At 69.5% G+C, this 17,556-nt stretch carries 17 protein-coding genes; 13 read left to right on the plus strand and 4 right to left on the minus strand.

Features of this window, described 5'->3' with window-relative positions; genetic code table 11:
- The first annotated feature begins 51 nt into the window (after positions 1-51).
- On the plus strand, positions 52-516 hold the full coding sequence (locus tag A5756_RS02495; RefSeq protein ID WP_066946404.1) for a Fur family transcriptional regulator: 465 nt from the start codon (positions 52-54) through the stop codon (positions 514-516).
- A 57-nt stretch (positions 517-573) separates the two neighbouring features.
- Here A5756_RS02495 and mtr read toward each other — a convergent pair whose 3' ends face one another.
- Together mtr and A5756_RS02505 are read right to left on the minus strand one after the other, a co-directional pair.
- Complete coding sequence (gene mtr / locus A5756_RS02500) at positions 574-1,953, minus strand: mycothione reductase (RefSeq protein ID WP_066946407.1); 1,380 nt, start codon at positions 1,951-1,953, stop codon at positions 574-576.
- A 4-nt stretch (positions 1,954-1,957) separates the two neighbouring features.
- The gene (locus A5756_RS02505; RefSeq protein WP_066946410.1) at positions 1,958-2,974 is read right to left on the minus strand and encodes an alpha/beta hydrolase; all 1,017 of its coding nucleotides are present in this window, start codon (positions 2,972-2,974) and stop codon (positions 1,958-1,960) included.
- Positions 2,975-3,084: 110 nt separating this feature from the next.
- Here A5756_RS02505 and mqo point away from each other — a divergent pair, with 110 nt between their 5' ends.
- The 8 genes from mqo (at position 3,085) to A5756_RS02545 (ending at position 13,732) form a co-directional block, all read left to right on the plus strand.
- Positions 3,085-4,587 (plus strand): malate dehydrogenase (quinone), encoded by a 1,503-nt coding sequence (mqo, locus tag A5756_RS02510; RefSeq protein ID WP_082959085.1) that lies wholly within the window; start codon positions 3,085-3,087, stop codon positions 4,585-4,587.
- The gene (locus A5756_RS02515) at positions 4,584-5,108 is read left to right on the plus strand and encodes a GNAT family N-acetyltransferase (RefSeq protein WP_066946413.1); all 525 of its coding nucleotides are present in this window, start codon (positions 4,584-4,586) and stop codon (positions 5,106-5,108) included. The genes mqo and A5756_RS02515 overlap by 4 nt, the downstream gene beginning before the upstream one ends.
- Positions 5,105-6,940, plus strand: a complete 1,836-nt coding sequence (locus tag A5756_RS02520) for a VWA domain-containing protein (RefSeq protein WP_066946416.1) — start codon at positions 5,105-5,107, stop codon at positions 6,938-6,940. The genes A5756_RS02515 and A5756_RS02520 overlap by 4 nt, the downstream gene beginning before the upstream one ends.
- Before the next feature lie 15 nt (positions 6,941-6,955).
- Positions 6,956-7,570, plus strand: a complete 615-nt coding sequence (gene cobO / locus A5756_RS02525; RefSeq protein WP_066946419.1) for a cob(I)yrinic acid a,c-diamide adenosyltransferase — start codon at positions 6,956-6,958, stop codon at positions 7,568-7,570.
- The gene (locus tag A5756_RS02530; protein ID WP_066946422.1) at positions 7,567-8,961 is read left to right on the plus strand and encodes a cobyrinate a,c-diamide synthase; all 1,395 of its coding nucleotides are present in this window, start codon (positions 7,567-7,569) and stop codon (positions 8,959-8,961) included. Before cobO ends, A5756_RS02530 begins: the two co-directional genes overlap by 4 nt.
- 88 nt (positions 8,962-9,049) lie before the next feature.
- Positions 9,050-10,255, plus strand: coding sequence for a uroporphyrinogen-III C-methyltransferase (cobA, locus tag A5756_RS02535; RefSeq protein WP_066946425.1), 1,206 nt, complete (start codon positions 9,050-9,052; stop codon positions 10,253-10,255).
- A 33-nt stretch (positions 10,256-10,288) separates the two neighbouring features.
- The gene (locus tag A5756_RS02540; RefSeq protein ID WP_066946428.1) at positions 10,289-11,881 is read left to right on the plus strand and encodes an MFS transporter; all 1,593 of its coding nucleotides are present in this window, start codon (positions 10,289-10,291) and stop codon (positions 11,879-11,881) included.
- 102 nt (positions 11,882-11,983) lie between these two features.
- Entirely contained in the window at positions 11,984-13,732 is a 1,749-nt protein-coding gene (locus A5756_RS02545) for a proline--tRNA ligase (RefSeq protein ID WP_066946431.1), read from the plus strand.
- A 20-nt stretch (positions 13,733-13,752) separates the two neighbouring features.
- Here A5756_RS02545 and A5756_RS02550 read toward each other — a convergent pair whose 3' ends face one another.
- Together A5756_RS02550 and A5756_RS02555 are read right to left on the minus strand one after the other, a co-directional pair.
- On the minus strand, positions 13,753-14,199 hold the full coding sequence (locus A5756_RS02550; protein WP_066946437.1) for a ferritin-like domain-containing protein: 447 nt from the start codon (positions 14,197-14,199) through the stop codon (positions 13,753-13,755).
- Positions 14,196-14,732, minus strand: coding sequence for a hypothetical protein (locus tag A5756_RS02555; RefSeq protein ID WP_066946440.1), 537 nt, complete (start codon positions 14,730-14,732; stop codon positions 14,196-14,198). Before A5756_RS02555 ends, A5756_RS02550 begins: the two co-directional genes overlap by 4 nt.
- A gap of 203 nt (positions 14,733-14,935) precedes the next feature.
- Here A5756_RS02555 and rimP point away from each other — a divergent pair, with 203 nt between their 5' ends.
- The 4 genes from rimP to A5756_RS26340 form a co-directional block, all read left to right on the plus strand.
- Positions 14,936-15,463 carry a ribosome maturation factor RimP gene (gene rimP, locus A5756_RS02560; RefSeq protein WP_066946442.1) on the plus strand — a complete coding sequence of 176 codons (528 nt, stop codon included), beginning with the start codon at positions 14,936-14,938 and terminating at the stop codon, positions 15,461-15,463.
- 106 nt (positions 15,464-15,569) lie between these two features.
- Positions 15,570-16,625 carry a transcription termination factor NusA gene (nusA, locus tag A5756_RS02565; RefSeq protein WP_066946445.1) on the plus strand — a complete coding sequence of 352 codons (1,056 nt, stop codon included), beginning with the start codon at positions 15,570-15,572 and terminating at the stop codon, positions 16,623-16,625.
- Between the two features lie 175 nt (positions 16,626-16,800).
- On the plus strand, positions 16,801-17,049 hold the full coding sequence (locus tag A5756_RS25210) for a DUF448 domain-containing protein (RefSeq protein WP_369817312.1): 249 nt from the start codon (positions 16,801-16,803) through the stop codon (positions 17,047-17,049).
- A 64-nt stretch (positions 17,050-17,113) separates the two neighbouring features.
- Positions 17,114-17,556 (plus strand): translation initiation factor IF-2 N-terminal domain-containing protein (locus A5756_RS26340; protein ID WP_232005311.1); only part of this gene is annotated, 443 nt, incomplete at its 3' end.

Consider the following 17,556-nt stretch of genomic DNA (forward strand, 5'->3'; position numbering starts at 1 on the left):
GAATTCGGCAGAAGACTGGCGCGCCCACCGCGGCGGCGCGACACTGAACGGGTGACGCCCAAGCCGCCGGCACTGGACCCGTCCGCCACCGCACGGATCGGCGATCTCCTGCGCGCCCGGGGGCTGCGGCGGATGTCCTCGCGGATCCAGGTGCTGGCGGTGCTCGAGCCGGTCGACGGCCACCTGCCGGTGGCGGAGATCCACAAGCGGGTGCGGGCGTGCCTGCCGCACGGATCACACGCTCCCGACGTGGCGACCATCTATCGCACGGTGACCACCCTGGTCGGCCAGGGAGTGCTGCACCCGTTGACCCTCGACGGCGGTGTCACCACCTACGGGATGGCCACCGCGCCACACCACCACGCCGTATGTACCGAATGCGGCTCGATCATCGAGGTGCCCGCCCGGCAGCTCAGTTCGGCGCTCGAACACGCGATGGCGGGCAGTTCGTTCGCGCTGTCCGAGGCAGCGGGTCTGACGCTGCGCGGCCTGTGCCCGCAGTGTCAGAAGCGCTGAGCTTCCGCCAATGGTGGCGATCCGCTTCGCCCGGCTTCGCCGCGCTTGCGATCGCCACTAGTCCAGGTCGAGTAGCGCGTTCTCGACCACCTCGGGCAGCGCCGGATGAATCCAGTACTGGCCGCGGGCCATCTCGTGGGCGGTGAGCCCGAAGCTCATCGCCTGGATCAGCGGTTGGATGATCGACGACGCCTGGTGGCCCATGATGTGCGCGCCCAGCAGGCGGCCGCTGCTGCGCTCGGCGATCAGCTTGACTATCCCGGTGGTGTCCTCCATGGCCCAGCCGTAGGCGACGTCGCCGTAGTCGTGTATCGCGACCGAGACCTCGAATCCCTGTGCGATGGCCTGGTTTTCGGTCAGGCCGACGGATGCCAGCTGAGGGTCGGTGAACACCGCCGACGGCACATGGCGGTGGTTGGTCATCAGCATCGACTCGGTGTCGTCCCAGTTGCAGTGCAGGTTGTGCTGTACGACGCGGGCCTCGTGGTTGGCGACGTGCTTGAGCTGGTATGGCGACGAAACGTCGCCGAGGGCGAAAACACCACGCGCCGAGGTTCGTTGGTATTCGTCGACCACCACCCGGCCGCTCTCGACCTCGACACCGGCCTGTTCGGCGTCCAGCAGGTCGGCGTTGGACACCCGCCCGGTCGCGACCAGCAGCAGGTCGGCGTCCAATGTCGACCCGTCGTCGAGCCGCAGCGCGACGCCAGAGCCGTTGTTGGTGCCGCCCACGACGTTTCGGTGCGTGCGCAGTTCCCATTTGGCCGCGACGATGCGGGTGAAGCGTTTACAGATGGTGTCGTCACAGTGCCGCAGCATCGAGCTGCCGCGGATGACCAATGTCACCCGGACGCCGAGGGCGGAAAAGATATGGGCGAATTCCGCTGCCACGAAGCCACTCCCGACGATCACCAGGTGCTCGGGCAATTCCGGGATCCGCATGATCGTGTCGCTGGTGTGATAGGCGACGCCGCAGTCGAGGATCGCGGGAGGGATGACCGGGCGGGACCCCGCCGCGATCACCACCTGATCGGCGGTGAATTCGTCACCGCCGTCCGTGCGCAACAGGTAGCGCCCGTCGGGTTGAACCGGTCCGAACCGGGTGTGCTGGTCGTACAAGTCGACGCTGGGTGACGCGCGGCGGTAGTCCTCGCCGCTCATCGAGATCGGATCGATTCGTCCGAAGATCCGCGAGACGATGTCGTCCCAGCGGATCCGGTCGACGTGCGCGTCGACACCGAAGCGTGCGGCGTCCCGGATCGTCGTGGCGACCTCGGCGGCGTAGACGAACATCTTGGTCGGGATGCATCCGACGTTCAGGCAGGTGCCGCCGAACGTGCCGTGCTCGCACAACGCCGCACGCTTGCCGGCGAACCGATCGTCGAGAAGGGTATTGCCCGAACCGGTTCCGATGATGGCGATGTCATAGGTCTCCAACTCCTCACCCCATCCTCGAAGAGGGCTCGGTGCGGTCGGTGTGGAGGTAGCGGTCCAGCCAGAGGTCGAGCTGGCGGTAGGCCGCCCGCCGAGGCTGCGGCAGCGAGAGGAAGACGTCGTGTTTGGCGTCGCCGATCGGCACGATGGTGCTGTGATTCCCGATGCAGCCGGCCCGCCTGGCAATTTGGGTGACGTCGAGAACCGCGTCGCCGCACTGCATGGACGCCGCATCGCTGGTTTCCCGCACGGTGTGGTCCGAGCGCAGGATGAGGTTCGGCACCCCGACGTCGAGCCCGCGGTGCAGCCGGGCGTGGCCGCGGCGGATGGCGTGCAGCCATCCGACCGTGATCGGGAAGCCGCCCACCGGTTTCCACTGCAGGTTGTAGTCGAACTCGCCGTGGTAGTCGCGGTGCAGGGTGGTGCCGTAGCCGCCCTCGGTGGGCGTCCGGACCACCCTCCTGGAGCGCACCCGGGACAGGCCGGCGATCAGCGCCGAGGTCACCGAATGACGCAGCACCGCGGGGCCGTGCAGGTCCAAAAACGGGCTGTTGAGCACTAAACCGCCGATGCCGGCGTGGGCTGCGGCGTCGCGACGGCGGAGCCGGTCCAGCCATAACGACACGATGAGCCCACCGGAGGAATGGCCGTACACCAAAACCTTGGCGGGTCGGTGGTGCTCGCGGATCACCGCCAGGGCGTGGTCGAGTTCGGCGTCGTAATCGTCGAGGTTGGTGATGAAGTGCGGTGTCTGGCCGTCGCGGCGCGACCGGCCGCATTTCTGCAGGTCCAGCGCGTAGAAGGCAAAGCCGCGGTCGGCGAAGTGCTCGGCCAGCGCCGTGTTGAAGAAGTAGTCGGTGTAGCCATGCACGGCCAGCACCGCGTGACCCGAACCGGAGGGTTCGGCAGGCTCACCGCGCCGGATCAGCGTCGCGACAATCTCGCCCTCGCCGACCGGGTCGGGCCCAAGGGGGATGGTGCGCTGCCAATAACCGGGCAGGACATCGGGCACCCAGCCAGTCACGAGGCAAGCTTAGAGGTTTTGCTGGCCACAGGGAGGCGCACGCCGTCCGGGCCGGGTTTGCCTCGGGATAGCCTGGGAACCGGCACAGTCGACGGAAGGACCAGGAGCAGGTGTCATCGCTAGCCCGAACCGCACGGACGGACGTCGTGCTGGTGGGCGCGGGCATCATGAGCGCAACCCTGGGTGCGTTGCTGCGGCGGCTGCAACCCGACTGGTCCATGACCATCGTCGAACGCCTGGACGCCGTCGCCGCCGAAAGCAGCAGTCCGTGGAACAACGCCGGCACCGGGCACTCCGCGCTGTGCGAGCTCAACTACACCCCGCAGAATCCGGACGGCTCGATCGACATCACCAAAGCGGTGCGCATCAACGAGCAGTTCCAGGTGACCCGCCAATTCTGGGCCTACGCCGCCGAGAACGGGATCCTGACCGACACCGGTTTCCTCAACCCGCTCCCGCACGTGAGCTTTGTGCGCGGGGCGCAGCGCGTCGAGTTCTTGCGCCGACGGCAGCGGGCCCTGGCTCCCAACCCGCTGTTCGCCGGCACCGAATTCATCGACGACCCGCAGGAGTTCGCCCGCCGGCTGCCGTTCATGGGCGCCAGGCGCGACTTCTCCGAACCGACCGCGCTCAACTGGGCCCCCCACGGCACCGACGTCGACTTCGGTGCGCTGGCCAGACAGCTCATCGGCCACTGCGTGCAGGGCGGTGCCACCGCGTTGTTCGGCCACGAGGTCCGCGACCTGACCCGGCAATCGGACGGCAGCTGGACGCTGCTGATCCGCAATCGGCGCACCGGTGAAAAACGCCGGCTGAATGCCAAATTCGTCTTCGTCGGGGCCGGCGGCGGCGCGCTGCCGTTGCTGCAGAAGGCCGGCATTCACGAGGTCAGGGGCTTCGCCGGGTTCCCCATCGGCGGACGGTTTCTGCGCACCGACAATCCCGCGCTCACCGCCGCGCACCGGGCCAAGGTGTACGGGGTCCCGGCACCGGGGGCCCCGCCGCTCGGCGCGCTGCATCTGGACCTCCGATTCGTCAACGGCAAATCCTGGCTCGTGTTCGGGCCGTACGCCGGCTGGTCACCCAAGTTCTTGAAACACGGCCGCCTCAGCGACCTGCCCCGCTCGGTGAAGCCGGACAACGCACTGTCCATGCTCGGGGTTGGCCTCACCCAGCTGACACTGCTCAACTACTTGATTCACCAGCTGCGGTTGTCCGATCCGGATCGCATCCACGCGCTGCGCGAATTCGCCCCCAGCGCAATGGGTTCCGACTGGGAGCTGACCGTGGCCGGTCAGCGCGTGCAGGTGATCAGGCGGGACGGGCGCAAGGGAGGCGTGCTGGACTTCAGCACCACCGTGCTGGCCGCCGCCGACGGCAGCATCGCCGGGCTGCTGGGAGCATCGCCGGGAGCATCGACGGCAGTGTCGGCCATGCTCGAGGTGTTGCAGCGGTGCTTCGCCGGCCGCTATCAATCCTGGCTGCCCACGCTCAAAGAGATGGTGCCGTCGCTGGGGGTGGAGCTGTCCCGTGAGCCGGCGTTGTACGACGAGGTGTGGTCCTGGGGTACCGAGGTGTTGGGGTTGAAGTCCGATTCGGGGGTTCGGTCATGAGTGAAGCGTTGCGTCGGTCGTGGGCGAAAGACCTTGACGCCCGGACCCTTTACGAGCTGCTCAAGTTGCGGGTGGAGGTGTTCGTGGTGGAGCAGGCCTGCCCGTACCCGGAGCTGGACGGCCGCGACCTGCTCGCCGAGACGCGGCACTTCTGGCTGGAGACGCCCGACGGCGAGGTGATCTGCACGTTGCGGTTGATGGAGGAGCACGCCGGCGGCCGAAAGACATTCCGGATCGGCCGGTTGTGCACCAAACGCAGCGCGCGCGGGCAGGGCCACACCACCCGGTTGCTGCGCGCCGCCCTGGCCGAGGTCGGCGACTACCCGTGCCGGATCGACGCGCAGACCTACTTGTCCGACATGTACGCCCAGCACGGGTTCGTCCGAGCCGGTGACGATTTCGTCGACGACGGCGTGCCGCACGTGCCGATGCTGAAGCCGCCACGCCCGCCCCCTCAGGCGGAGACCCCGACCGCATCGTCGCAGGGCGGGCCGGGCGCGGGCCTGACGGAGCTACCGTGAAGCCGTATCCGTTCAGCGCGATCGTCGGGCATGACCAGCTGCGCCTGGCGCTGCTGCTGTGCGCCGTGCGGCCGGAGATCGGCGGTGCGCTCATCCGAGGCGAGAAGGGCACGGCCAAGTCGACGGCGGTGCGCGGCCTGGCGGCGTTGCTGTCCGAGGCGACCGGTGACGCGGGCGCCGGCCTTGTCGAAATGCCGCTCGGCGCAACCGAAGACCGGGTGATCGGCTCGCTGGACCTACAGCGGGTGCTGCGCGACGGCGAGCACGCGTTCTCGCCGGGACTGTTGGCGCGCGCGCACGGCGGCGTGCTGTACGTCGACGAAGTCAACCTGCTGCACGACCATCTGGTGGACGTGCTGCTCGACGCCGCGGCGATGGGCCGGGTGCACATCGAACGCGACGGCATCTCGCATTCGCACGAGGCCCGGTTCGTGCTGATCGGCACCATGAATCCCGAGGAGGGCGAACTGCGTCCGCAGCTGCTGGACCGGTTCGGCCTCACCGTCGACGTGCACGCGTCTCGTGACGTCGACGTGCGGGTGGAGGTCGTCCGACAGCGGATGGCCTACGAGGCCGACCCGGACGCATTCGCCGAGCGCTACGTCGACGCCGAGGCCGAACTGGCCCGGCGCATCGCCGCCGCGCGTGCGCTCGTCGGCGAAGTGGTATTGCCGGACAACGAGTTACGGCGCATCGCTGCGGTATGCGCGGCGTTCGACGTCGATGGGATGCGGGCCGATCTGGTGGTGGCCCGCACCGCCGCCGCGCACGCCGCGTGGCGTGGGGCCAAGTCGGTCGAAGGGCAAGACGTCCGGGTGGCCGCCGAGCTGGCGCTGCCGCATCGGCGCCGCCGCGACCCGTTCGACGACCCCGGCATCGACCGCGACCAGCTCGACGAGGCGCTGGCGCAAGCCGACGATGACGACCGCGAGCCGGAGCCCGACCCTCCGGGCGGCGGTCGGGCCGCGGAAGACCCTGCAACGCAGCCGAACTCATCGGCGCCGTCGAAGCCGCGGCCACCGCGTCCCAGCGCGCCGCCAGCGAAGACCTTCCGCGCCCGAGCGCTGACGGTGCCCGGGGTCGGCGCGGGCGCGCCGGGGCGGCGATCGCGCGCCCGCAACTCCAGCGGCAGCGTGATCGCGGCGACCGACGGAAACGACACGAGTTCCGGCGCACACGGGCTGCACCTGTTCGCCACCCTGCTGTCGGCCGCCGAGCGCGCCGGGTCGGGCCCGCTGCGCCCGGGGCCGGATGACGTGCGACGGGCGATCCGGGAGGGGCGTGAAGGCAACCTGGTCATCTTCGTCGTGGACGCGTCGGGCTCGATGGCCGCGCGCGACCGGATGGCCGCGGTGAGCGGTGCGACGCTGTCGCTGCTGCGCGACGCCTACCAGCGCCGCGACAAGGTCGCCGTGATCACGTTCCGCCAGCAGGAGGCACGGCTGCTGTTGCCGCCGACATCGTCGGCGCACATCGCCGGCCGGCGGCTGGCCCGGTTCGATACCGGCGGCAAGACTCCGCTCGCCGAGGGCCTGCTCGCCGCGCGTGAACTGATCGTCCGGGAGAAGGCTCGCGACCGGGCCCGGCGTTCCCTGGTGGTGGTGCTGACCGACGGCCGGGCCACCGCCGGAACCGACCCGTTGCGCCGCAGTCGCGCCGCGGCCGCCCGGTTGGTGGCCGAGGGCGTGGCCGCCGTGGTCGTCGACTGCGAAACCTCCTATGTGCGGCTGGGTTTGGCCGAGCAACTGGCCCGCCACCTCGGCGCGCCGGCCGTGCGCCTGGAGCAGCTACACGCGGACTCTCTGACGCGCGCCGTGCGCAACGCGGCCTGAGAAAGGTAACCGCCGATGCCACAAGGCCGCCCACTGCAGGTCCCCGAGGATGGACTCAGCACCAGGGCCCGGCGCAACACCCCGGTGCTGGCGGTGCACACCGGCCCCGGCAAGGGGAAGTCCACCGCCGCATTCGGAATGGCGTTGCGGGCCTGGAATGTCGGGCTCTCCGTAGCGGTCTTCCAGTTCGTCAAGAGCGCCAAATGGAGGGTGGGCGAGGAGAGCGCCTTCGCTCAACTCGGTCAGGTGCACCAACAGCACAACATCGGTGGGCCGGTGGAATGGCACAAGATGGGCGCGGGCTGGTCGTGGTCGCGAAAGGCGGGCAGCGAACTCGATCACGCCGCGGCCGCGGCCGACGGGTGGGCGGAGATCTCGCGCCGGCTGGCCGATCAGCGCCACGACTTCTATGTGCTCGACGAGTTCACCTACCCGCTGAAATGGGGGTGGGTGGACGTCGACGAGGTGGTCGACGTGCTGTTGGCACGCCCGGGCCACCAGCACGTGGTCATCACCGGTCGCGATGCCCCGCGGCGGTTGATCGAGGCCGCCGATCTGGTCACCGAGATGACCAAGGTCAAGCACCCGATGGATGCGGGCCGCAAGGGGCAGAAGGGCATCGAGTGGTGAGTGTTCCCGCGGTCGTCGTCGCCGCGCCGACGTCGGGCAGCGGAAAGACAACCGTCGCAACGGGTTTGATCGGCGCGCTGCGACGGGCGGGCCATGCCGTCGCTCCGTTCAAGGTGGGCCCGGACTTCATCGACCCCGGTTATCACGGCCTGGCCGCCGGGCGTCCCGGCCGCAACCTGGACCCGGTTCTGGTCGGCGAGAACCTCGTCGGCCCGCTGTACGCGCACGGCTCGGGCGGTGCGGACATCGCGGTGATCGAGGGGGTGATGGGGCTCTTCGACGGGCGGATCGGGCCCGCCGCGGCTGGTCCCGCGGAAGGCTCCACCGCGCACGTGGCCGGCCTGCTGGGTGCGCCCGTGATTCTGGTGGTCGACGCGCGCGGCCAGAGCCACAGCATCGCCGCACTGCTGCATGGCTTTTCGACGTTCGATGCCGCGACCCGGGTCCGCGGTGTGATCCTCAACCGGGTCGGTTCGGCCCGGCACGAACACGTGCTGCGGCAGGCCTGCGAGCAGGCCGGTGTCGCGGTGCTGGGGTCCATTCCACGAACCGCCGAATTAGAGCTCCCGACAAGGTATCTGGGTCTGGTCACCGCGGTGGAGTACGGGCGGCGGGCGCGGCTGGCGGTCGAGGCGATGACCGACCTGGTCGCCCGTCACGTCGACCTTGCGGCGGTGGCGGCCGTGGCCGCTGTCGCCGCGAGCCGGACCGGCACGGCGTGGGACCCGGCGTCCGCGGTGGGGGAGACGCCCGGAGGGCACGCCACAGTGGCGATGGCGGCGGGTAAGGCGTTCAGCTTCGGCTATGCCGAGCACGCCGAGCTGCTGCGGGCCGCCGGCGCCGACGTGGTCGAATTCGACCCGCTGGCTGAGGAGTTGCCGGATGGCACGGACGCGGTGTTGCTGCCCGGCGGCTTCCCGGAACAGTTCACTGCGGAGCTCTCGGCCAACGACGCCGTGCGCCGGCAGATCAACGAGCTGGCGGCCGCCGGCGCGCCGATACACGCCGAATGCGCGGGCCTGATTTATCTGGCCACCGAACTCGACGGCTACCCGATGTGCGGAGTGCTGGCCGGGTCGGCGCGGTTCACGCCGAATTTGACGTTGGCCTATCGCGACGCCGTCGCAGTGGCCGATTCGCCGCTCTATTCCGCCGGGCAACGGGTGGTGGGGCATGAATTCCACCGGACCGCAATCGCATTCAGCGACGGCTACCAGCCGGCCTGGGCCTATCGGGGCAACGACGCGGATCCCGTGCGCGAAGGCGTCGTGCACGCCGGAGTGCACGCCTCGTATCTGCACACCCATCCGGCTGCCGCGCCACAAGCCGTCGCGCGGTTCGTCGCGCACGCCGCCCGCCGGCTGGGCGGCGCCAACATGCCCTCCGTCTAGGCGCTCGCGGTCGCCACTAGGCCGATGGTGGCGACCCGCAGCGCCCGGCGTTTTCCGCCGCGCTCGCGGTCGCCACTAGGCTTGCCCGGTGACCGAGAACGCCTACCTCGCCGGACTGCGCCTGGCCGGCAAGAAGGTCGTCGTGGTCGGCGGTGGCTCGGTTGCCCAGCGCCGGCTGCCCTTGCTCATCGCCAGCGGCGCGGAGGTACACGTCATCTCCCGCAGCGCCACCAGGTCGGTCGAGGCGATGACCGGAATCACGTTGTCGCTGCGCGAATACCGCGACGGTGACCTCGACGGGGCCTGGTACGCGATCGCCGCCACCAACGACGCGCAGGTGAACGCGGCCATCGTCGCGGAAGCCGAGCGCCGCCACCTCTTCTGCGTCCGCGCCGACGTCGCCGTCGAAGGGACCGCGGTGACCCCGGCGTCCTTCAGCTACGAAGGGTTATCGGTCGGGGTGCTCGCGGGCGGCGAGCACCGCCGGTCGGCGGCCATCCGCTCGGCGATCCGGGAGGCGCTGCAGACCGGGGTCATCGCCCCGGACAGCGCGGTGAGCCCCGACGTCGTACGCGGTGGGGTGGCCCTCGTCGGCGGCGGGCCCGGCGACCCCGAACTGATCACCGTGCGCGGGCGCCGGCTGCTGGCTCACGCGGACGTGGTGGTCGCCGACCGGCTGGCGCCGCCGGAACTCTTGGCCGAGCTGCCGCCACACGTGGAGGTCATCGACGCCGCCAAGATCCCCTACGGGCGGGCGATGGCGCAGGACGCGATCAACGACGTCATGATCGAACGCGCCCGGTCCGGGAAGTTCGTCGTCCGGCTCAAGGGCGGGGACCCGTTCGTCTTCGCCCGCGGCTACGAGGAAGTGCAGGCGTGCGTCGACGCCGGGATCCCGGTCACCGTCGTGCCGGGTGTGACGAGCGCCATAGGAGTGCCCGCCCTGGCCGGCGTTCCGGTCACGCATCGGGCCATAAATCACGAATTCGTCGTGGTCAGCGGACATCTGGCGCCCGGTCACCCCGAATCGTTAGTGAATTGGAATGCGCTGGCCGCGCTGTCCGGCACCATCGTTTTGCTGATGGCCGTCGAACGCATCGAGCTTTTCGCCGACGCACTCATAGCGGGCGGCCGACCTGCGGAAACGCCGGTCCTGGTGGTTCAACATGGAACGACAGCGGCTCAGCACACTTTGCGGGCCACTCTCGCCGACACGCCGGAAAAGATCCGAGCCGAAGGCATCCGACCTCCCGCGATCATCGTGATCGGGCCAGTGGCGGCTTTCGGGCTTTAAACGGATCTTAAGATTACTGTAAGGTAACCCTTTATGACGGCCCTCAACGACACAGAGCGCGCGGTGCGGAACTTCACGTCCGCGCGCCCCGATCGTCCGGCCCCGGCGCGCTCCACGCGCCCGGCGGAGACCGCCTCCACTCGCCTCAGCAAGTACTACCCGGCCTGGCTGCCTTCCAGCCGCTTCATCGCGGCCGTGATCGCCATCGGCGGTATGCAGTTGCTGGCGACCATGGACAGCACCGTCGCCATCGTCGCGCTTCCCCGGATCCAGAACGAGCTCAGCCTGTCCGACGCCGGCCGTAGCTGGGTGATCACCGCATATGTGCTCACGTTCGGCGGGCTGATGCTGCTGGGCGGCCGACTCGGCGACACCATCGGACGCAAGCGCACCTTCATCGTGGGCGTCGCGTTGTTCACCATCTCCTCGGTGCTGTGCGCGGTCGCGTGGGACGAGGTGACCATGGTCATCGCGCGGCTCTCGCAGGGGGTCGGTTCCGCCATCGCCTCCCCGACGGGGCTGGCGCTGGTCGCGACCACCTTCCCCAAGGGGCCCGCGCGTAACTTCGCGACGGCGGTGTTCGCCGCGATGACGGCCGTCGGCTCGGTGATGGGCCTCGTCGTCGGCGGGGCGCTGACCGAGGTGTCCTGGCGACTGGCGTTCCTGGTGAACGTGCCGATCGGCCTGGTGATGATCTACCTCGCGCGCACCGCGCTGCGCGAGACCAACCGCGAGCGGATGAAGCTCGACGCCACCGGCGCCATGCTGGCGACGCTGGCGTGCACCGCCGCCGTCTTCGCCTTCTCGATGGGGCCGGAAAAGGGTTGGGTCTCGATCACCACCGTCGGCTCGGGCGTGGTCGCGATGGCCGCCGCTCTCGCCTTCATCATCGTCGAGCGAACCGCCGAAAACCCGGTCGTCCCATTCGATCTGTTCCGCGACCGCAACCGGCTGGTCACGTTCGCCGCGATCTTCCTGGCCGGCGGCCTCATGTTCAGCCTGACGGTGTGCATCGGCCTGTACGTGCAGGACATCCTCGGCTACAGCGCGCTGCGCGCCGGCGTCGGCTTCATCCCGTTCGTCATCGCGATGGGGATCGGCCTGGGCGTCTCCTCGCAACTGGTGTCGCGGTTCTCGCCCCGGGTGTTGACGATCGGCGGCGGAATCCTGCTGTTCTGGGCGATGCTCTACGGCTGGGCGTTCATGCACCGCGGCGTGCCCTATTTCCCCAACCTGGTGCTCCCCATCATCGTGGGCGGGATCGGCATCGGCATCTGCGTCGTCCCGCTGACGCTGGCGGCCATCGCCGGTGTCGGCTTCGACCAGATCGGCCCGGTGTCGGCGATCGCGTTGATGCTGCAGAGCCTCGGCGGTCCGCTCGTGCTGGCCGTCATCCAGGCCGTGATCACCTCCCGCACGCTGTACATGGGCGGCACCACCGGCCCGGTCAAGATCATGAACGACCTCCAATTGCACGCGCTCGACCAGGGCTACACCTACGGCCTGCTGTGGGTGGCCGGCGTGGCCGTCGTCGTCGGCGCCGCGGCGCTGTTGATCGGCTACACGCCCGCGCAGGTGGCCCACGCGCAAGAGGTCAAGGAAGCGATCGACGCCGGCGAGCTGTAGCTCAACGGGTTGCCGACCGTCGCGACAGAGTGGCGTTGGCATGCGGGCGTTGCGCTGGCGTGACGCTCGTCGCAGGTACCGGCCACGCTAGGCTGGCCCGCTGTGATCACCCGGATGTCCGAGCTGTTCTTGCGCACGTTGCGCGACGACCCCGCTGACGCCGAAGTGCCCAGCCACAAACTTCTGATCCGCGCCGGCTACATCCGGCCGATCGCGCCCGGGCTCTACAGCTGGCTGCCGCTCGGCCTGCGGGTGCTGCGCAAGATCGAGGCCGTCGTCCGCGAGGAGATGAACGCGATCGGCGGCCAGGAGATCCTGTTTCCCGCCCTGCTGCCGCGCGCGCCATACGAGACCACGAACCGGTGGACCGAATACGGCGACGGCGTCTTCCGCCTGAAGGACCGCCGCGGCAATGACTACCTGCTGGGGCCCACGCACGAGGAGGTGTTCACCCTGACCGTCAAGGGTGAATACAGCTCGTACAAAGACTTTCCGGTGCTGCTCTATCAAATCCAGAACAAATACCGCGACGAGGCGCGTCCGCGCGCGGGGATCCTGCGGGTGCGCGAGTTCCTGATGAAGGACTCCTACTCGTTCGACATCGACGACGCCGGACTCAAGGCCGCCTATCACGCGCACCGCGAGGCCTACCAGCGCATCTTCAACCGGCTCCAGGTGCGCTACGTGATCGTGTCCGCGGTATCGGGGGCGATGGGCGGCAGTGCGTCGGAGGAGTTCCTGGCCGAAAGCCCGGTCGGCGAAGACACCTTCGTGCGCTGCCTGGAATCGGGGTATGCGGCCAACGTCGAGGCCGTCATCACCGCCCGCCCGCAGGCCAAGCCGATCGACGGGCTGCCCGAGGCGGTGGTCCACGACACCGGTGACACCCCGACCATCGCCACCCTGGTGGACTGGGCCAACACGGCCGACCTCGGTCGCACCGTCGCCGCCGCGGACACGCTGAAGAACGTGCTGCTCAAGGTGCGACAGCCCGGCGGGGAGTGGGAGCTGCTGGCCATCGGCCTGCCGGGCGACCGCGACGTCGACGACAAGAGGCTCGGCGCCGCGCTGGAACCGGCCGACTACGCGTTGCTCGACGACTCCGACTTCGCCAAATACCCATTCCTGGTGAAGGGCTACATCGGTCCGAAGGCGCTGCGGGACAACGGTGTTCGTTACCTCGTCGACCCGCGGGTGGTGGACGGCACCAGCTGGATCACCGGGGCGGACGAGCCCGGCCGGCACGCCGTCGGCCTGGTGGCCGGCCGGGATTTCACCGCCGACGGCACCATCGAGGCCGCCGAGGTGCGCGACGGCGATCCATCGCCCGACGGCGCCGGCCCGCTGGTGTCGGCCCGCGGCATCGAGGTCGCGCACATCTTCCAGCTCGGCCGCAAATACACCGATGCCTTCACCGCCGACGTGCTCGGTGAGGACGGCAAGCCGGTGCGGCTGACCATGGGGTCCTACGGCCTCGGGGTGTCGCGGATGGTGGCGGTTATCGCCGAGCAGCACCACGACGAGCTGGGCCTGCGCTGGCCGTCTTCGGTCGCGCCGTTCGACGTCCACCTGGTGATCGCCAATAAAGACGCGGACGCCCGCACCGGGGCCACCGCGCTGGCCGCCGACCTGGACCGGTTGGGCATCGAGGTGCTACTGGACGACCGGCAGGCGTCGCCCGGGGTCAAGTTCAAGGACGCCGAGTTGCTGGGCGTTCCATGGATCCTGGTGGTCGGGCGCGGCTGGGGCAACGGCGTGGTGGAGCTGCGCGACCGCTTCAGCGGACAGACGCGCGAGCTGGCCACCGGGCCGTCGCTGGCCACCGACGTCGTGGCCGCCCTGACCGGGTAGCGCTGAAAACCCTCGCGCCGCTAGTCATTTCCGCCGGGAAAGCTCGTCGTAATGGGCCAGGCACCCAGCACCCGGTTCCACCGGGCGGCCATCACCGCGCTTTGCGTCAGTGCCGTGGCGGCGAACGCGCGGTCGTCGGCCGTCTCGGCGTGCTCGATCACCACGCGCCAGGCCGACGCGCCATCGTTTTCCATCCGCGCCGCCAGCCGCGCCGCGTCCGCCGCGCTGCCCACCAGGATCGGCAACTGGTAGCCGGGGGCCGCGACCGGCGCGTTGACCTTGCGGGCGGTCAGCATCGCGATCACGTCGTCGCGGCGCTGGCGGTGCTGGGAGAGCGCTTCCACCACCAGGCCGTTGACGCTGGGCGGCGACAACGCCGAGACCATGCCGTAGCCGTAGATCGTCGAGTGTTCGATGGCCAGCGCGTCGCAGAGCGCCGCGTTGTCCGCGTCCTTGCCGGAACTCATATCGACGGGCCCCCTGGCACCAGGGCGACGGTGTACGACGCGGTGCAGGACGCGATGATCGAGGCGAGCAACCCCGCGCGGTAGCCGGATTCGCCCGCCACCAGTCGGCTGGCGCTGTCCGCCGAGGCCCGCAGGGCGTTGATCACGTCGGACACCGGCGGGGGAGGCGGCGGCGGCCCCGCCGGCTCGGCGGGGCTCGGGCTGGGGCCCGTCGTCTCGCTGGTCGAGGAGGCGGTGATCTTGCCGGCCGCCCGCGAGATCTCCGTGGACAGGGCGCGGGCGTGCGCGGCGCGCTGACTCGCGACGACCGTCAGCGCGGCGGCGATCTGCGGTGGGTTGCCGACGGCGGCCGCGGCGGCGCCGGCCAGCGCGCTGTCCTTGCGGGCCTGGTCCAGCGGCCCCAGCAGCTCTTCGACGGACGGGGCCTTGGGCGGGGACTCGCCGCAGGCGGAGGTCACCACCCCGAGCGCAGCCAGAGCCGCGCCGCCGGCGAGCACACCCCGCCGGTTGACGACCGGAAATGCGCTAGACACAAACACATCCTGCCATCGGTTCGGGGGTGGGTACGAAGCCAGGACGCGATCCGGCCGTCAAACGCGATTCCTGGCGTATCGTTGATAGCTGCTCTCGCGGAACGGCAGCCTTCGCGTTCCGCCAGGACACTGGAGCCGCCCGCAGGGCAATAGGGTGGCGACGCCCTCCAGCTGACCGGACAACTCAAGATGAGGAGCTCGCCGTGACCACCGGGCTACCTTCGCAGACGCAGGTGATCGAGCTACTCGGTGACGAGTTCGCGCGCGCCGGATACGAGATCGAAGACGTGGTCATCGACGCCCGGACGCGCCCGCCGCGGATCATGGTGGTCGCCGACGGTGACAAAGCCCTCGACCTGGACACCATCGCGACGCTGTCGCGCTCGGCGTCGGCTTTGCTGGACGGCCTCGACGACGTCGCGGACCGCTATGTGCTCGAGGTGAGTTCGCCCGGCGTGGACCGCCCGCTGACCACTGCAAAACATTTCCGTCGCGCCCGCGGCCGCAAGGTCGACGTCGTCCTCGCGGACGGTGCGCGACTGACCGGTCGCGTCGGCGAGACGCGCGGCGATTCCGTCGCGCTGGTGGTCCGCGCGGGACGGGACTATCGGCTGCGCGAATTGCCGCTCGCCGATATCGCCAAAGCCGTTGTCCAGGTGGAGTTTTCGCCCCCCGCCCAGGCGGAGTTGGACCTGGCGGGCCGTGCCGACAGGACGGAGGCCGGAGCATGAACCGCGCCGGCGACGATGCAGTGGGGGCGCCCCCAGCCGCGAAGCGGCCAGGGGGACGTAGCGATGTGGGGGCACCTCCCGCTTGCGGGGGAAAGGAGCGGCGCTGATGAACATCGACATGGGCGCGCTGCACGCCATCGAGGTGGATCGCGGCATCTCGGTCAACGAGCTGCTCGAGACGATCAAGTCGGCGCTGCTCACGGCCTACCGGCACACCGAGGGCCACCAGAACGACGCGCGCATCGAGATCGACCGCAAGACCGGCGTCGTCAAGGTCGTCGCCCGAGAGACCGACGAGGACGGCAACGTCATCAGCGAATGGGACGACACCCCCGAGGGTTTCGGCCGGATCGCCGCCACCACCGCCCGTCAGGTCATGCTGCAGCGGTTTCGGGACGCGGAGAACGAGCGCACCTACGGTGAGTTCTCCACCCGCGAGGGCGAGATCGTCGCGGGCGTCATTCAGCGGGACAACCGCGCCAACGCCCGCGGCCTGGTCGTCGTCCGGATGGGCACCGAGACCAAGGCCTCCGAGGGCGTGATCCCGGCGGCCGAACAGGTGCCCGGCGAAAGCTACGAACATGGCAACCGGGTCCGCTGCTACGTCATCGGCGTGACCCGCGGGTCCCGGGAGCCGCTGATCACCCTGTCCCGAACGCATCCCAACCTGGTCCGCAAGCTGTTCTCCCTGGAAGTTCCCGAGATCGCCGACGGGTCGGTGGAAATCGTGGCGGTGGCTCGGGAGGCCGGCCACCGCTCCAAGATCGCGGTGAAGTCCAACGTTCCCGGGCTAAACGCGAAAGGGGCCTGCATCGGCCCGATGGGCCAGCGGGTCCGCAACGTGATGAGCGAGCTTTCCGGGGAGAAGATCGACATCATCGACTACGACGAGGACCCGTCGCGCTTCGTCGCCAACGCGCTGTCGCCGGCCAAGGTGGTTTCCGTGTCGATCATCGACCCGAACGCCCGCGCCGCCCGCGTGGTGGTGCCCGACTTCCAGCTGTCCCTGGCCATCGGCAAGGAGGGCCAGAACGCGCGGTTGGCCGCGCGCCTCACCGGGTGGCGGATCGACATCCGCGGCGATACGCCGGGGGGATCGGAGTCGCATTCGGAGAGCCGCCCCGAACACGGCGCCACCCACGGGATGGCGCACGACCGCTAGCGGATCCCGCGCCCACCATTGGGCGGTTCTGACCATCGGATAAGTGACGCTAGACTGAGCCGTGATCCAGCGTGAGCCTTCGGCCCGGGCGCACAGACGTGTGGACGGACCTGTCCGGACGTGTGTCGGGTGCCGAAAGCGAGAGCTGGCCGTCGAACTGCTTCGCGTGGTGGCTGTGTCGGACGGGAACGGCGAACATGCCGTGATCGTTGACGCCAGGGCCAACCGGCCGGGGCGGGGTGCATGGTTGCATCCCGTACCGCAGTGCGTGCAACAGGCGATTCGGCGGCGGGCTCTCACCAGAGCGCTGCGCATCGACCGTCCACCGGACACATCCGCGCTGGTCGAGCACGTGGAAACGCTCAACCAGCACGGCAACAGAACAGGTAGCAAAGAACATGAGCACACCGTGAAGTCCCGATGACCATGCGTCATAGCTAAACCCGAGGCGCGGCCCCACGACTGTCGCCTCTTAGACAGGAGATGTAGTGGCAGGTAAGGCCCGCGTACACGAGTTGGCCAAGGAACTCGGTGTTACCAGCAAGGAAGTTCTCGCCCGGCTGAATGAACAGGGCGAATTCGTAAAATCCGCATCGTCAACGGTGGAAGCGCCGGTCGCTCGTCGACTGCGCGAATCCTTCGGGGGCGGCAAGCCGGCTCCCCAGAAAACGGCGGCCAAGGCGGCCGCCAAGGCTCCGGCCAAGGGTCCGGACAACTCGCTTGACCAGGCACTCGACAAGGCCATCGGCAATGGCGAGGCCAACGGCGAAGCCGCAGGCGGGACGACGACCGCCGCCGCCCAAGCGGCCCCGGCCGCCCCGGCGGAAGCGCCGGCACGCCCCGGCCCGGTGCCCGGCCGCCCCGCACCCGGACAGCCCGGACAGCAGCCGCAGCCGCCCGCCCCCGGGCAGCCGCTCGGCCAGCTGGGCGG

The sequence above is a fragment of the Mycobacterium sp. 852002-53434_SCH5985345 genome (assembly GCF_001667155.1).
In the GTDB taxonomy this organism is placed as follows: domain Bacteria; phylum Actinomycetota; class Actinomycetes; order Mycobacteriales; family Mycobacteriaceae; genus Mycobacterium.

Bases quoted from the DNA above. Each gene is read 5' to 3' on its own strand.
- A5756_RS02515 (WP_066946413.1), top strand. From the start codon at position 4,584: ATGAGTGAAGCGTTGCGTCGGTCGTGGGCGAAAGACCTTGACGCCCGG.
- A5756_RS02550 (WP_066946437.1), bottom strand. From the start codon at position 14,199: ATGAGTTCCGGCAAGGACGCGGACAACGCGGCGCTCTGCGACGCGCTG.
- nusA (WP_066946445.1), top strand. From the start codon at position 15,570: ATGAACATCGACATGGGCGCGCTGCACGCCATCGAGGTGGATCGCGGC.
- A5756_RS02540 (WP_066946428.1), top strand. From the start codon at position 10,289: ATGACGGCCCTCAACGACACAGAGCGCGCGGTGCGGAACTTCACGTCC.
- cobO (WP_066946419.1), top strand. From the start codon at position 6,956: ATGCCACAAGGCCGCCCACTGCAGGTCCCCGAGGATGGACTCAGCACC.